Genomic DNA, 14248 nt, shown 5'->3' with positions numbered 1-14248 from the left:
TTTAAGTACGCAGTGGCTTGATTGCCATGCTGGTGTTCGGTGCCACGTCGGTGCCTTGCGCGCTGCTGGCCGGGCGGCTGTTCCAGTGCGGCAGCAACACCAGCGCCGAGAACAGCGCACAGCCCGCGAACACGATGAATACCGTGACGCCGTCGAAGTAACCCGGCAGCAGCCCACCCAGCACCGCGCCCACCGAGCCACAGCCGTTGACAAAACCTGCTGCGGTGGCGCCGGCCTTGGCGGTGCCGAAGTCGATGGCTGCAGCGCCGCTGATCATCGAGTCCGGCCCGTACAGGGTCAGGCCCATGACGAACAGCAAGGCCACCACCAGCAGCACGCTGCCGGTGTTCATGGCCGCCATGAACGCCGCCAATGTCACGGTCAGCAGCACCAGGCTGATCACGCAGGCCGGCATGCGCCGGGCGCCAAACAGTTTGTCCGAGGCCAGGCCGATCATGATCGGGCCAAGCAGCCCGGCCAGTTCGAAAGCAGTCGGGATGATTGCCGCGCCCACTTTGCCCACCGAGGGCATCTGCTCGAAGACGATCACAGGGCCCCACAGCAAGATGGCGTAGCGCGCCGGCTTCAGCAGGAAGTACGCAAGGCCCAGGGTCAACACCGTGCGGTTGCGCAGGATCTCCCTCAGGGGTGCCCACACGCTGCACAGGTTGTCGGCCGGGGCCATGCTTTGCGGCTCGGGCTCAACCGCCGGCAAGCCGACGTCCTCGGGTTTGTTGCGCTGCAGGAAGAAGAACAGCACCGCCACCAGCGCCACCACGACCGCGCTGGAGAAGAACGCCGCGTGCCAGGTGCCCACCAGGGTGTAGGCCCACCAGCCCGCGAACGGCGAGGCCACCAGGCCGCCGAAGGCATAGCAGGAACTCCACAGGCCCAGCACCCGCCCGCGCTGCGAAGCCGGGAAGAAGCTGCCGATGTTCTTGCACAAGCCGGCCCAGCCGGTGGATTGCGCCAGGCCCTGTACCAGCATGCAGGTGGCGAAGATCGGGAAGGTTGCGTAACTGCCCATCACGACTGCCGCCGCCGCAGAAATCAGCAACCCGCCCAGCACCACCACGCGCGGGCCGAAGCGGTCGGCAAGCATGCCCCAGGTGAATTGGCCCACGGCATAGGCGGCCAGGTAGATGGCATCCAGGTTGGCCATGGCGGCCTTGTCGAGCATGAAGCCTGGGTCTTCGGCGATGCCCAGTTTGGCCACCGAGAAGGCTTTGCGGGTGAAGTAGAAGGCGGCGTAAGCCAGCCAGGTGATGGCGAAAATCTGAATGCGCCAGCGTTTGAACGCGGCTAGGGATTGATTCATGTAAGTCTGACCTCTTGCTCAAGTGTGCCGGCAGAATGTGAAGAAACGCCTGTCTTGTTCTTGTGTTACGCACAGCGATGACGAGGCTGTCATCGGGTCAGGTGGCGCCGTGTGAGCGCCATGGCCCTGGCGGCATTCGTGGTGCCAGCGTCGGGCTGAAATCCATGGAAACAGTTGCTGTAAGATAAATAAAATCGATTTATCGTATTACACACATAAGCCCAGCTTGTTACTGAGGTCGTCATGTCGGTTTCCCACGCTCAACTCAAGGCTTTCCACGCGGTGGCCGTGCACGGCAGCTTTACCCGCGCCGCTGAAAGGCTGTTTCTTACCCAGCCTGCGGTGTCCGACCAGGTACGCAAACTGGAGGAGCGCTTCGGCGTATTGCTGTTCCACCGCAACAAACGCTCGGTGCAGCTCACCGACCTTGGCGAGCGGCTGCTGGGCATCAGCCAGCGCCTGTTCGCCTGCGAGGCCGAAGCCCAGGAACTGCTGCACGACTCGCGTGCGCTGCAGACCGGCAGCCTGGTGCTGGCAGTGGATGCGCCGGTGCACGTGCTGCCGCAGATCGCCCGCTTCTGCCAGCGCTATCCAGGCATCCAGGTGAAGATCGAAACCGGCAATACCGACGAATCGCTGGCGCGGCTGTTCAGCTATCAGGCCGACCTGGCCCTGCTGGGGCGCGATGTCGACGATGAGCGCCTGCATTGCCTGCCGCTGCGTCGTGACCCGATGGTGGCGTTCGTTTCCCACAACCACCCATGGGCCAGCCGTGGCTCGATCAGCCTGGCCGACCTGGACGACACGCCACTGGTGCTGCGCGAGCCCGGCTCGGTGACGCGACAAACGCTGGAAGAAGAGATGCAACGTGCCGGCCTGCGGATACGCGCAGCGATCCAGGTGGAGGGCCGGGAAGCGGCGCGTGAAGCGGTGGTGGTAGGCATTGGCGTGGGCGTGGTGTCGGCGGCGGAGTTCGGTGCCGATGCGCGGGTGTGTGCATTGCCGATCGTCGATTGCCAGCGGCATTTGACCGAGACCCTGGTGTGCCTGAGCGAGCAGCGTACGCGCCGGGTGGTGGCGACTTTCCTGCAGATGGTCGAGGAAGGGGTGTAGGCCAGATCAGGCAACCCGACTATGCTGGGATAACCCCAATCCCCGGGCACCCAACCCATGCTCTACCGCCTTGCCGCCGACACCCTGGTGCTGCTGCACCTGGCCTTCATCCTGCTGGTGCTGTTCGGCGGGCTGCTGGTGCTGCGCTGGCGCCCTGCCCTGTTGCTGCACTTGCCGGTCCTGGCCTGGGGCCTGACGGTGGAGTGCCTGCACCTGGGCTGCCCGCTCACCACCTGGGAAAACCGCATGCGCAATGCCGCCGGTGACGCAGGTTACCAGGGCAGCTTCGTCGAGCACTACGTCTGGCCACTGATCTACCCCGCCGGCCTGACCCCGCAGATCCAGCTGCTGCTGGGCACCCTCGTGCTGGCGCTGAACCTCGGCATCTACAGCTACGTGGCCTGGCGCTGGCGCCGCCCTAGCGGGTAGCGATCACGAACAACCGCGGGAAGGGCAACAGGACCTTGCCATCAGAGGCTGGCGGATAATCGCGCTGCATGGCCTGCAGGTACATCTGCAGGAAGTCGGCCTGCTCCTGCTCATCAAGCCTGGCCAGATAAGGCCGCAACGCCGAGCCCTTGAACCATTCCACTACCGCTTCGGCGCCCCCCACCAACGGGTGATGATAGGTGGTGCGCCACACGTCCACCCGTGCGCACAGCGGGCTGAGCAAATCGTAGTAGAACGCCGCGTTGTGCCGTGGCGGCAGCTGCAAGTCGGCGAACTTCGCCGCCCAGGGGCCTTGGCTTGCGATCTCGCGCAACTGCCGGTGGGCCGGTTCGTCAAGGTTGTCCGGGGTCTGCACGGCCAGGCTGGCGCCTTCGCTGAGCTGGCGCACCAGGTGCGGATACAGCAAGGCGTGGTCAGGTACCCATTGCAGCGAGGCATTGGCCAGGATCAGGTCCTGCGGCTCGGGGGCAGTCCAGCCGGCAATGTCGGCAATGACCGTGCGCACACGCGGGATGCACAGCCGCTTGCGCTCACGGGCCTTGTCGATCATGTCCGGGTCGCTGTCCAGTGCCGTCACCTGGGCATCGGGGTAACGCTGCAGCAGCACTTCGGTCGAGTTGCCGGGGCCGCACCCCAGGTCGGTGGCGTGGCGCACCGGCCGTGGCGGGATGGCGGCAATCAGGTCGCGTACGGCGCGTGTGCGTTCGTCTTCGAACAGGGAATACTGGTTGGCGGACCAGGCCATGTGCGGCTCCTTTGGGCGGGCAATGTGCCTAGCATATGCCATCTGTCGCCCGGCGGGACGGTTGCGAACGGATTACGCCGGAACTGATCACCTCTGCTTGAAGTCAGTCCTTGCATGCGCACGCCCTTGAAGACCTACATCGCCCTCGCCATCCTGGCCCTGATCGCTGCGGCCGCCCTGCTCGGTTCACCGTGGATGAACCAGCGTTTCCACATGCCCGCAGAAAAAGCCCAGGCCCAACAACGCGAAACGGCCGGGTCCCCAAGGGAGCCGGCCGTTTCCAGACGCGAGTGACGCTTAGTGCTGCTTGCTACCAGAGCGGATCTGGTGCACCACACCCATCGCCACCACGACCGCCGCAGCGATACCGGTGGAAATGACCAGGATCTGGTAGTCAGGCATGAAGGCCATGGTGACCAGGGCTGCCACGATGAACGCGATCACCAGGTAGGTCAGCCACGGGAACAGCCACATCTTCAGGCGTACCTCCTTGCCCTCGGCAATCAGCTTGCGGCGCATGCGCAGCTGCGAGAAGGCGATAACCAGGTACACCAGCAGGGCGATCATGCCGGTGGTGTTCATCAGGGTGTCCAGCACGTCTTTCGGGCGCAGGGTCTCGCTGAAGTTGATCAATGCACACACCACGGCCACGGCGCACGAACCCATGATCGCGTACACCGGTACACCAGTACCGGCGCGGGTGATCTTGAAGAACGACGGCGCGTCGCCACGCTGGGCCAGGGAGAACAGCATGCGCGAAGCGGTGTAGTGGCCGGAGATCAGGCAGCTGCTCACGGAAGTCAGCACCACGAAGTTCATCAACAGCTCGGCATACGGCACGCCCAGCAGCTCCAGGGTACGGCGATAAGCGCCATAGCCAGAAACACCCAGGTGCGGGTCGTTCCACGGTACCAGGCAGACGATCAGGAAGATCGAGCCGACGTAGAACAGGCACACACGCCAGACCACCGAGTTGGTCGCCTTGACGATCTGCGCAGCCGGGTCCTTGGCTTCGGAGGCCGCGATGGTAACGATTTCGGCGCCGAGGAAGGCGAACATCACCCCGAGCAAGGCACCGATCACAGTGGTGATGCCATTGGGCATGAAGCCTTCGGCGGTGAGGTGGCTGATGCCACGCACTTCACCGAACTGCCAGATGTTCATCACGGCAGCCGTACACACGATCAGGAAGCAGACGATCGCAATCACCTTGATCAAGGCGAACCAGAACTCGAACTCACCGTAGTGCTTGACGTTGAAGAAGTTGACGGTGATCAGCAACAGGGTTGTGGCCAGCACGAACACGTTGACGCTGACGTCGGGGAAGAAGCCATGCAGGATCTTGCCCGCCACATAGGCTTCCCAGGCCATGAGGATGACCCAGTACCACCAGTACAGCCAGCCGATGGTAAAACCGGCCCAACGGCCAATGGCGCGGTCGGCGTAGGTCGAGAACGAGCCGGTGTCAGGCGAGGAAGTCGCCATTTCACCCAGCATGCGCATGATCAGTACCACCAGGATGCCGCCTGCCAGGTAGGCCAGGACAGCGGCTGGGCCGGCGCTGTGGATCACGCTGCCGGAACCGACGAACAAGGCGCCGCCGATAACCCCGGCGATCGACATCATCGTCAGGTGGCGCGACTTCAGCGAGGCACTGAGCTTGCTCTCGTGCCCGCTTTTCGCGGTGGTGGTTGTGGATGTTGCGTCCATCAGTTGTGTACCCCGTGCTTCTTTTTATCCAAGGAAAACTGTGAAACCCCGATGGCTGGCGATTTCACCTGTACATCAGTGCTAATGCGGGCAGGATGGTGTGAATTACACACGCAGGCCTTCCATGGCGGCCTGCTGACGCGCCCCAGGGCGACTGCCTGAGGCGAACTGAACATGCTTTATGTGGCGATATCCGACACCTAATGTAAAAATGTCCGACGCAGAGAGCCATGCACAGTGGCATGAATCTCGCACTGCACTGTATAGGTCGCCCATGCAGTACACCCTGCAGACGCCAGGCGATACGCACCCTGAAGGCCCCGAATGTTCGAATTACATCCAGACTCCTCTACCCCGCTGGTCAACCAGATCATCGATGGGCTGCGCGAGCTGATCGACAACCAAACCCTCAAGCCAGGCGCCAAGGTCCCGTCGATTCGCGCCTTTGCCGCAAGCTATTCGGTGAGTACCTTCACCGTGGTAGAGGCCTACGACCGCCTGGTCGCCCAAGGGCTGCTGGTGAGCCGTGGCAATGCGGGGTTCTTCGTCAACCGTGCGGCGGGCGAACTGCTGGAGCAGCACAACACCGAGGCCGACACCAGTCGACCAACGTTCAACTCCGAGTGGTACCTGCAGCAGATTTTCGAAATCCGCCAGTTGCCGTACAAACCGGGGTGCGGCTGGCTGCCCAACGACTGGATGTACGAAGACGGCCTGCGCCGCGGTCTGCGCCAGGTGGCCGGCAGCCCGCTGGAGCTGTCGGGGTACGGCGACCCCATGGGCCTGATGGAGCTGCGTGCACTGACCGCACAGAACCTGCAACAAGAGCTGTCGATCGTCGCCAACCCGGCACAGCTGATGCTCACCCACGGCGCCAGCCAGGCCCTGGACCTGGCCGCACGCACACTGGTGCGCCCAGGCGATGTGGTGCTGGTGGACGACCCCGGCTACCCGAACCTCATGAGCATCCTGCGCACCCAAGGCGCAACCCTGGTAGGCGTGCCACGTACACCGGCCGGCTACGACCTGAACCAGCTGGAGCAACTGCTCAGCCACCACCGCCCGACGGCGTTCTTCACCCAGCCGCACCTGCACAGCCCGACGTGCTCGCGCACCCCGCTGCCGCAGTTGCACCGCCTGCTGCAGCTTGCCAGCCAGCATGGCTTCCGACTGGTGGAGAACAACCTGTACGCCGACATGGTCGCCGAGCCGCAGCCATGCCTGGCCAGCCTCGACCATCTGCAGCAGGTGGTGTACGTGGGCAGCTATTCCAAGAGCATTTCACCCAACGTGCGGGTCGGCTACATGCTGGCCAACCCCGAACTGATGCAAAAACTGCTGCACCTGAAGATGCGCTCAGGCCTGACCACCTCGCAGGTGATGGAGCGCGTGGTGTATGCGGCGATCATCGACGGGCGCTGGCGCAAGCACCTCAAGCGCCTGCGCCAGCGCCTGGCCGAGGCGCATCAGGAAGTTGGCCGGCATCTGCATCGACTGGGCTTTGAATTGTTCACCGAATCGGATGAAGGCATGTACATCTGGACCCGCCATCCGGCGATTCCCGACAGTGCCGCGTTGCTGGACGATGCGCTGGAGAAAGGCATCATGCTAGGCCCAGGGCAGTTGTTCATGGTCGACGCCAAGGCGACCGGGTGGATGCGGTTCAACGTGGCGTTCAGTACGGACCCGGCGATGTGGGAGTTGTTGGAGAAGGTGTTGGTGAAGCATGTGCGGCGGAGTGGGATGTAAAGCCGCTCCACATCTGTTTGGGGCCACACCTTCCTGTAAGGGCGCCGCTGTCCGCCTCGTTTGTTCCCCTTACTTCATATCGAAGGTTCCCCGCCGCACTTCATCATTTCCAGCCATGCACCCCGGAGCGCCCCGCGGGGCGCAATGGCAAGGTGAAATAACACCTGGCTTTTTTACCAGTAGCGCATGACGCTCGAATCAGATAAATAACTCCATCATTAACCAGAAAACAAAGGAATGGAGCGCTGAAATGTTATATCTATATAGCAATGATGAGATCACCACTACCCTGCAAGACAACGGTGCATCTTCGATTCTGCGAGCTAACCTTCACGCTCTATTCTTTGTACATAAACAATCGGGCAACGAACGTACAGAATTGCTAGCCTGTGACGTGAAAGGCTCGACCTTGATGCTATTGACCATCAAAAGCACGGCACGAGTAGTTTTCAGTCCATGGGGATATTTTCAGGCGGCTGGGGGCATGCTTGCGGGGTTCAAGGGAGAGTACTGCGACCCTGTTACCTCATATTACTTATTAGGTAACGGCTATCGCGGCTACAACCCAATGCTGATGAGATTCGCAAACCCTGATTCAGTGAGCCCATTCGGAGCTGGTGGTATCAACTGCTACGCTTACCTGGCGGGGGACCCTGTAAATGCCTCTGATCCGACGGGGCATATGCAAGGCAAGGTTCTGCTGAGGGAGAACAATTTGGGGGTATTTACATCCAGAAAACGATTCTGGCAAAAGAAAACGCTCAATATCTATGCACACGGAGAAAATTCCAAGGTCGCCGGAATGGATGCAGATGCACTTTACGAACACCTATCCACCCGAAAAATCAGCTTTGAGCGCTACGAAAAAATACACATTATCGCTTGTCACTCTGGAGCACCTGGACCAAACGGGCAACTGTCGTTTGGCCAACGTTTTTCAGATATAACCCGAACAATCGTAAAAGCGTATAGCGGAACCGTCAGCACGATACCCAAGCCACAACAAGACAAACAATACACAAAAATCAAAATCTTGCAAAAAAACATCTATAAAACCAAAGACTTCAATTACACCCCTGTCAGGTTTCAACCTATGGCTGAACAGGCCGCAAGCGTTCGGAGTCGCACGTAATACACCTGCAAGGCAGCCCTTTTTGTCCGGGTACGCTGACCGCTTGCACGCTGAGTTCTCTGCGCGACGGCGCAGTCAAAGGGGCTGGGCGATCTCCCACAAAGGCCTCGTCCACGCCTCGAGCCAAGGGCGCGTGCGAGAACTTGGATCCCATTCCGGGAAAAGGTATGCTGAGCAATAGCTAAACGCCACTATCCGGACGGGCTTCGTGCCTGCCCTCAAGGACGAGCCCTTTGCCCAGCCACCCGACCCGCCACACCATCGCCCGCCAGTGGCAACTGCTCAAGTTGCTGCCCGGCCGCCACCCGGGAATGAGCTCCACCCAGTTGCAGGCTGCCCTGACAACCGTGGGCCATACCACCAGCAAACGCACCGTCGAGCGCGACCTGGTCGAGCTCGCCGCACTGTTCCCGCTTCAGTGCAACAGTAAAGGCATGCCTTATGGCTGGTACTGGCAACCGGGCTTGAGCCTGGGCGAAGCGCAGCAGCTGCAACCCGACGCACTTACCCCACCGACACACGTCGTACTTTATGCCTGGGTCGATGACGCGCTGGCCCGCCGCCTGGAGCAATCCCCCCTGTCCGTCGATATGCAACTGACGCCGCAGGCTAGTGGCGGCGCCGCGCTGGTGGCCACCGTCGACGACAACCGCGCGCTGATGGGCTGGCTGCTGTCCCAGGCGGGGTCGATCCGCATCCAGGCGCCGCAAGCGCTGCGCGCGGCCATGATTGAACAATTGCGCCAGAGCCTGGCGCTGCATGAGGGCGAAGGCGGCTGCAAGCAATAGCGCCAACGGCGTCAGTAGGTTCCGGGGTACGCCCCGCCATCGATCAGCAGGTTCTGCCCGGTGATGTACCCGGCATGCGCGCTGCACAGAAATGCGCAATACGCGCCAAACTCTGCGGCATCGCCAAAACGCGACGCCGGAATTGCCTTGCGCCGCGCCTGGGCAGTGACTTCCACATCACCACCCGCAGCCTTCAAGGTCTTTTGCAGGCGCGCCGTGTCGAACGCCCCAGGCAACAGGTTGTTGAGTGTCACATTGCAGCCCGCCAGACGCTGCTGCCGGGCCAGGCCGGCAATGAATCCGGTCAGACCACTGCGGGCACCGTTGGATAAACCCAGCATGTCGATCGGTGCCTTCACCGCGCCGGAGGTGATATTCACCACCCGGCCAAAACCACGCTCGGCCATGCCATCTACCACCGCCTTGATCAGCTCGATGGGCGTGAGCATGTTGGCGTCCAGCGCCTTCAGCCAGTCATCACGCCCCCAATCACGGAAGTCCCCCGGTGGCGGGCCACCGGCGTTGTTGACCAGAATGTCGACCTGCGGGCAGGCCGCCAACAGCGCCTGGCGCACCTTGGGATCGGCAACATCGCCTGCCACGGTATGGACCTCGATTCCCGGGCAGGCCCTGCGCAACTCGCTGGCGGTCTGCTCCAGAGTGGCTTGGGTACGGGCATTGATGACCAGGTTGACGCCTTCTTTGCCCAGCGCTTCGGCGCAGCCTTTGCCAAGGCCTTGGCTGGCCGCGCAGACGATGGCCCAGCGGCCGGTGATGCCTAGATCCATTGGTTTGCTCCTTGATGCAATCAGGGTGACAGGGGTGACTGACAGGCGCTGCCGGGGCAATCTAGAGGACGGGACAGGGCCACCGATAATGAAAAGAACTGATCCACCGATAACCGCCGCTTATCCCTACCAGCGCTTCGGCAACGGACTGGAAATCAATGGGGACCGTCACACTTCACCCGCCGTCAGTTCCTCCACCAGCAATCGTGCCGCAGGCGATAACGGCGCCGCGACCCGGTGCACGATGCCGAACGGCTCGCTCAGCGCCCGGAGCGGCACCGCCAGCGACACCAGCAACCCGCGCTGCTCGGCAAAGGCCGCCACCGCACGGGGAATGACTGCCACCAACGTCGGGTCATCTTCAAGCAGCATGAAGGTGGCGAAGGTGGAAAAGGTCTCCAGTGGATACCGTGACACCTCCACCCCCGCCTCGCTCAACTCGCGTTCCAGCGCTTGGCGCATGGGCATGTTGGCCGGATAAACCACCCAGCGATAATGGCTAAGGTCGCTGATCTTGAGTGCCGCCGCCCCGGCCAGCGGATGCTGCGGATGCGCGACCACCGCCAACGGCTCCTGGGCCAGTTCGACAAAGCCATATTCCGCCGCGTTACGGCCCAGCCCTGGCCGGCAGATGGCCAGGTCCAGGCGCCCTTCGTCCAGCTGGGCGAGCAGGTTGGCGCTGGTATTCTCGGCGATTTCCACTGCCAGCTGCGGCTGTTTGCGGCGCAAGCGCCCGAGGGCGCTGACCAGTGTGGGCATAGCCCCCATGATACTGCCCACCGCCAGCCGCCCGCCCTGGCCTTGGACGATGCCCAACACCTCTTCGCGCAGATGCCCCAGGTCGCTGTGGATCAGCCGCGCGTAGCGCACCACGCAGCGGCCCACGTCGTTGGCAACCAGGCCGCTGGGCATTCGCTGGAACAACGGTACGCCCAGCACCTCCTCGACCTCGCGCAGGGCCTTGGTGGCACCGGGCTGGGAAATGGCCATGGCTTCAGCTGCCTTGTGCAGCGAGCCACAGCGGTCCAGCTCGATCAGCAAACGCAACTGGCGAAGGCGCAGGCGAGAAAAAATGGCGTCCAGAGAAGGGATCATCAGGCAGGCTCGGCAGGGGTTTCGTCATGCCGAGCACTATAGAGCGTCGTCTGCGGGGGCGTGTTGAGTTTTGCGCAAATGACCCTTGATTGCAGAACGAATGCACGCACCTTTCTGCAGGCTGTTTTACCGCGGCGCACGACGTGCCAGGCAGGCATAGGCCAAGGCCAGTACACTGGCCGCCAGTATGCCAAGCAGTATCATCAGCTCACGGCTGTAACGGGCTACCATGGCCGGAAAACCGATGACCTCGCGGTACACCTGCACATGGGCCTCACCGTCAGCGTGGCTGATACTGACCCCGCCATGGCGGATCTGCGAGTAGTCGGCATCGAAATACACCCACACCTTGCAGGTGCCACCTGGCTCGATGGCAGGGATATCAACCTGGGCGATGGCGGTTTCCAGCAGCGTGTCGTTGCCGGCAGCATCGCGCACCTGCACCAGGCCCTTGGCTGGCAGGCGGATTTTCACCTGCCGGACCTGCGCATCACCACTGTTGTGCAGTTCGATCAGCAGGCCGGTACGGTGGTCCACCAGCCCGGCCTCGAAAGGCTTGGCGAACAGCTGGGCATAAGGAGCCTGCGCCATTTCGATGAGCCGCTCGACCTGATCATGGGCCAGCTGGCCTTGAACGATACCGTTGATTCGCCCCTGCAACTGCTCGTACTTGAGCTGCTCGCTGGCCTTGCTGATCCGCTCGCTGAACTGGCTGGGGTAAGTGAGGTAGGCATAGGTCAGTGACGCCTCAAGGCGCGGATTGCCCCTGAGCAACGCGTAGGCGGCCAACAGGACCATCAGGCCGATCAGCACGGCGACGAGAAGCTTCCCCACCTTGTCCCAGCTCAATGCATGCTTCCTTCTGTCGTGTTACAGACGATAAAAACCGCCCAAGGGTGCCAAGTTCGCGCCCCCCAGGCAAGCCTGGCTAGGCTTCGCCCCCGCCTTCGCGCGCCTGACGTATCTGCAGCAGCTGGCCGTCGATCAGTGACTTGGCCATCCCGGCCAGGTAGTACGTGGCCTTCATCATCACCTGGCGGTCTTCAGGCCTGTCGATGGCCTTGCGGGTGATCTCGGTGATGCAGCCCATGATGCCCGAAGCTTCCATCAGTGCGGTGCGTATTGGCAGTTGCGGTTTCATTTGCACCAGTTCGGCATCGCTGTTGCCAAAGCGGCTCGCGGCTTGCACGACATAGGGCTTGCTGCTGTTTTTCGGGGTTTCGCTGTCCATGTCCATTCCTCAAGGTTAGGCGCTTGCCGAGGCTAGGCCGCTGCCTACCCCATTACAATGACAAAGGGGTGGAAAGGGTCACTTTAGGAAATGGACTACAAGAACCCTGCACAGGGAGCGCCGAGCCACCGCTCAGCCCCTTGACCCGCCCCCGGGAGTGGCGGACGATCAACCTCCCCCACACAAGGACGAACACCATGCTGCGGATACTGGGAAGAGCCTCTTCCATCAATGTGCGAAAAGTCCTGTGGGCCTGCGCCGAATTCGAGATCGCGTTCGAGCGCGAAGACTGGGGTTCTGGCTTCAAGGCCACTGACAGCACCGAGTTCCTCGCGCTGAACCCCAACGCCATGATTCCGGTGATCCAGGACGGCGACTTCACCTTGTGGGAATCCAATAGCATCATCCGTTACCTGGCCAGCCGCTACGGCGCCACCGCGTTCTATCCCGGCGAGGCCCAGGCGCGGGCGCGGATCGACCAGTGGATCGACTGGCAGGCCTCGGACCTGAACCGCTCTTGGAGCTACGCGTTCATGTCGCTGGTCAGGCATTCGCCCGCTCACCAGGACCCGCAAGCACTGGCTGCCGGTTGTGCCGAGTGGTCACGCTACATGCGCATCCTCGACCGCCAGCTGGCCAGCACCGGTGCCTATGTGGCCGGCAGCCAGTTCACCCTGGCCGACATCCCGATCGGCCTGTCGGTCAACCGCTGGTTCGAAACGCCGTTCGAGCACCCGCACCTGCCCGCGGTGCGCGATTACTACGAGCGCCTGAGCGAGCGCCCTGCCTATCACTTGCATGGCCGAAACGGTACCCCGTAGTACCCGCAAGGTAGTGTATCGAGGGGCGCAAGGCGCCCCAAGGTTCCGACCTGTTACACCGCAACCTGCCGCCCGGCTAGCCCCCCTCGCCCACGCCAGGCAAACAGCAGCACCAGTACCAGCCCCAGCGTCGCCATCGCAGCCCCCGCCAGGGAAATCGCCGGGTAGCCCAGCCCCGCGTTGATCACCGCGCCACCCAGCGCCGCACCGATCGCATTGCCCAGGTTGAACGCGCCAATGTTCACCGCCGAGGCCAGGTTGGGCGCATCCTTGGCCGCTTCCATGACCCGCATTTGCAGCGGCGGCACCAAGGCAAAGCTGGCCGCACCCCAGACCAGGATCGCCAGGGCGGTCGGCAGCGGCCAGTCCAGTACCAGCGGAAACACCAGCAGCACGGCAATCAGCCCAGCCAGTGACAGGAGCAGGGTGCGATCAATCGAGCGGTCCGCCGCCTTGCCGCCCCACACGTTGCCCAAGGTCAGGCCGACACCGAACAGCACCAGCATGGCCGTCACGAAGGGGGTGGACGCCGCCGCTTCATGCTGCAGGATCGGCGCAATGTAGGTGAACACCGTGAACATGGCGCTGGAGCCCACCACGGTCAGCAACAGGGCCGCCAGTACCGGCCTGCGGCCCAGCACACGGATCTCGGCCATGGCACCCTCGCCCTTGGGCGACGCAACATTGGGCAGTGCGTACCAGAGTGTGGTCATCGCCACCAGGCCAAGCCTGGCAATACCCCAGAACGCCGTGCGCCAACCCAGCATTTCACCCAACCAGGTCGCCAACGGCACGCCGCCGATGGTGGCCAGGGTCAAACCCATGAACATTGCAGCCACGGCCCCGGCGCGCTTCTCGGGCGGCACCACACTGGCCGCGACGATCGAGCCGATGCCAAAGAAGGCGCCGTGGTTGAGTGAAGTGACCACGCGGGCCACCAGCAGGCTGGCGTAGTCGCTGGCCAGGGCCGACATCAGGTTGCCCAAGGTGAAAATGGCCATCAGCCCGATCAACAGGTAACGGCGCGGGATCTTCACCGTGGCCAGGGTCATCAGCGGCGCGCCGATCAGCACGCCGATGGCATAGGCACTGACCAGCAGCCCCGCAGCAGGAATGGAAACACCGAGGTCGGTAGCGATACTGGGCAACATGCCCATGGGGGCAAACTCTGTAACGCCGATGCCGAAGGCACCGATGGCGAGTGCGACAAGCGGTGGATTGATACGCATGGCAAGCTCCTTATCTATGCCGCAAATGCTACGATCCGTTTAAAACGCGCACTAGACTGCATTTTTGCGAACCACCTTT

15 protein-coding genes are annotated in these 14248 nt (G+C 62.4%); 7 read left to right on the top strand and 8 right to left on the bottom strand.

Annotated elements, in window-relative coordinates:
- Position 1 precedes the first annotated feature (1 nt).
- A complete protein-coding gene (locus tag ACF8FB_RS21530; RefSeq protein ID WP_010953477.1) occupies positions 2-1318 on the bottom strand; it encodes an MFS transporter in 1317 nt (438 codons plus the stop codon).
- 243 nt (positions 1319-1561) lie between these two features.
- On the opposite strand from ACF8FB_RS21530, the gene ACF8FB_RS21525 reads away from it, so the two are divergent.
- Both ACF8FB_RS21525 and ACF8FB_RS21520 read left to right on the top strand, forming a co-directional pair.
- Positions 1562-2431, top strand: a complete 870-nt coding sequence (locus ACF8FB_RS21525) for a LysR substrate-binding domain-containing protein (protein WP_010953476.1) — start codon at positions 1562-1564, stop codon at positions 2429-2431.
- Between the two features lie 57 nt (positions 2432-2488).
- Positions 2489-2860: a DUF2784 domain-containing protein gene (locus tag ACF8FB_RS21520; RefSeq protein WP_392511917.1), complete on the top strand. Its 372-nt coding sequence runs from the start codon at positions 2489-2491 to the stop codon at positions 2858-2860.
- Here ACF8FB_RS21520 and tam read toward each other — a convergent pair.
- The gene (tam, locus tag ACF8FB_RS21515) at positions 2850-3626 is read right to left on the bottom strand and encodes a trans-aconitate 2-methyltransferase (RefSeq protein ID WP_019438830.1); all 777 of its coding nucleotides are present in this window, start codon (positions 3624-3626) and stop codon (positions 2850-2852) included. The two genes, ACF8FB_RS21520 and tam, sit on opposite strands and share 11 nt — an antisense overlap.
- Positions 3627-3740: 114 nt before the next feature.
- On the opposite strand from tam, the gene ACF8FB_RS21510 reads away from it, so the two are divergent.
- Positions 3741-3920: a hypothetical protein gene (locus ACF8FB_RS21510; protein ID WP_003250772.1), complete on the top strand. Its 180-nt coding sequence runs from the start codon at positions 3741-3743 to the stop codon at positions 3918-3920.
- Between the two features lie 3 nt (positions 3921-3923).
- Here ACF8FB_RS21510 and ACF8FB_RS21505 read toward each other — a convergent pair whose 3' ends face one another.
- Positions 3924-5336 carry an amino acid permease gene (locus tag ACF8FB_RS21505; RefSeq protein ID WP_004575400.1) on the bottom strand — a complete coding sequence of 471 codons (1413 nt, stop codon included), beginning with the start codon at positions 5334-5336 and terminating at the stop codon, positions 3924-3926.
- Between the two features lie 324 nt (positions 5337-5660).
- On the opposite strand from ACF8FB_RS21505, the gene ACF8FB_RS21500 reads away from it, so the two are divergent.
- From ACF8FB_RS21500 to ACF8FB_RS21490, 3 genes are all read left to right on the top strand, one after another.
- A complete protein-coding gene (locus tag ACF8FB_RS21500) occupies positions 5661-7085 on the top strand; it encodes a PLP-dependent aminotransferase family protein (protein WP_010953472.1) in 1425 nt (474 codons plus the stop codon).
- A 250-nt stretch (positions 7086-7335) separates the two neighbouring features.
- Positions 7336-8217, top strand: a complete 882-nt coding sequence (locus tag ACF8FB_RS21495; RefSeq protein ID WP_392509921.1) for an RHS repeat-associated core domain-containing protein — start codon at positions 7336-7338, stop codon at positions 8215-8217.
- Between the two features lie 233 nt (positions 8218-8450).
- Positions 8451-9005: a WYL domain-containing protein gene (locus ACF8FB_RS21490; protein ID WP_350297670.1), complete on the top strand. Its 555-nt coding sequence runs from the start codon at positions 8451-8453 to the stop codon at positions 9003-9005.
- Between the two features lie 11 nt (positions 9006-9016).
- On the opposite strand, the gene ACF8FB_RS21485 is transcribed toward ACF8FB_RS21490, so the two are convergent.
- The 4 genes from ACF8FB_RS21485 to ACF8FB_RS21470 all read right to left on the bottom strand — a co-directional run bounded on the left by ACF8FB_RS21485 (position 9017) and on the right by ACF8FB_RS21470 (position 12119).
- Positions 9017-9793 (bottom strand): SDR family oxidoreductase, encoded by a 777-nt coding sequence (locus tag ACF8FB_RS21485; RefSeq protein ID WP_010953470.1) that lies wholly within the window; start codon positions 9791-9793, stop codon positions 9017-9019.
- 168 nt (positions 9794-9961) lie between these two features.
- Positions 9962-10888, bottom strand: coding sequence for a LysR family transcriptional regulator (locus ACF8FB_RS21480; protein WP_020189917.1), 927 nt, complete (start codon positions 10886-10888; stop codon positions 9962-9964).
- A gap of 126 nt (positions 10889-11014) precedes the next feature.
- Complete coding sequence (locus ACF8FB_RS21475; RefSeq protein ID WP_010953468.1) at positions 11015-11737, bottom strand: hypothetical protein; 723 nt, start codon at positions 11735-11737, stop codon at positions 11015-11017.
- Positions 11738-11816: 79 nt separating this feature from the next.
- Positions 11817-12119, bottom strand: a complete 303-nt coding sequence (locus ACF8FB_RS21470; protein ID WP_392509923.1) for a DUF3077 domain-containing protein — start codon at positions 12117-12119, stop codon at positions 11817-11819.
- Positions 12120-12316: 197 nt separating this feature from the next.
- Here ACF8FB_RS21470 and ACF8FB_RS21465 point away from each other — a divergent pair, with 197 nt between their 5' ends.
- Positions 12317-12940, top strand: coding sequence for a glutathione S-transferase family protein (locus ACF8FB_RS21465; RefSeq protein WP_010953466.1), 624 nt, complete (start codon positions 12317-12319; stop codon positions 12938-12940).
- Positions 12941-12993: 53 nt separating this feature from the next.
- Here the strand turns inward: ACF8FB_RS21465 and ACF8FB_RS21460 are convergent, their stop codons facing one another.
- Positions 12994-14169 carry an MFS transporter gene (locus tag ACF8FB_RS21460; RefSeq protein WP_392511914.1) on the bottom strand — a complete coding sequence of 392 codons (1176 nt, stop codon included), beginning with the start codon at positions 14167-14169 and terminating at the stop codon, positions 12994-12996.
- Positions 14170-14248: the final 79 nt, after the last annotated feature.

It is taken from the genome of Pseudomonas sp. yb_2, from assembly GCF_043103905.1.
Lineage (GTDB): Bacteria > Pseudomonadota > Gammaproteobacteria > Pseudomonadales > Pseudomonadaceae > Aquipseudomonas > Aquipseudomonas alloputida.
Note: the sequence above shows the minus strand (reverse complement) of the source record. Positions and strands in the feature narration are given on the sequence as shown.

Excerpts from the sequence above, each read along its gene's own strand:
- ACF8FB_RS21480 (WP_020189917.1), bottom strand. The coding sequence starts at position 10,888 with ATGATCCCTTCTCTGGACGCCATTTTTTCTCGCCTGCGCCTTCGCCAG.
- ACF8FB_RS21460 (WP_392511914.1), bottom strand. The coding sequence starts at position 14,169 with ATGCGTATCAATCCACCGCTTGTCGCACTCGCCATCGGTGCCTTCGGC.
- tam (WP_019438830.1), bottom strand. The coding sequence starts at position 3,626 with ATGGCCTGGTCCGCCAACCAGTATTCCCTGTTCGAAGACGAACGCACA.
- ACF8FB_RS21520 (WP_392511917.1), top strand. The coding sequence starts at position 2,489 with ATGCTCTACCGCCTTGCCGCCGACACCCTGGTGCTGCTGCACCTGGCC.
- ACF8FB_RS21525 (WP_010953476.1), top strand. The coding sequence starts at position 1,562 with ATGTCGGTTTCCCACGCTCAACTCAAGGCTTTCCACGCGGTGGCCGTG.
- ACF8FB_RS21510 (WP_003250772.1), top strand. The coding sequence starts at position 3,741 with ATGCGCACGCCCTTGAAGACCTACATCGCCCTCGCCATCCTGGCCCTG.
- ACF8FB_RS21495 (WP_392509921.1), top strand. The coding sequence starts at position 7,336 with ATGTTATATCTATATAGCAATGATGAGATCACCACTACCCTGCAAGAC.
- ACF8FB_RS21470 (WP_392509923.1), bottom strand. The coding sequence starts at position 12,119 with ATGGACAGCGAAACCCCGAAAAACAGCAGCAAGCCCTATGTCGTGCAA.
- ACF8FB_RS21500 (WP_010953472.1), top strand. The coding sequence starts at position 5,661 with ATGTTCGAATTACATCCAGACTCCTCTACCCCGCTGGTCAACCAGATC.
- ACF8FB_RS21485 (WP_010953470.1), bottom strand. The coding sequence starts at position 9,793 with ATGGATCTAGGCATCACCGGCCGCTGGGCCATCGTCTGCGCGGCCAGC.
- ACF8FB_RS21465 (WP_010953466.1), top strand. The coding sequence starts at position 12,317 with ATGCTGCGGATACTGGGAAGAGCCTCTTCCATCAATGTGCGAAAAGTC.
- ACF8FB_RS21530 (WP_010953477.1), bottom strand. The coding sequence starts at position 1,318 with ATGAATCAATCCCTAGCCGCGTTCAAACGCTGGCGCATTCAGATTTTC.
- ACF8FB_RS21505 (WP_004575400.1), bottom strand. The coding sequence starts at position 5,336 with ATGGACGCAACATCCACAACCACCACCGCGAAAAGCGGGCACGAGAGC.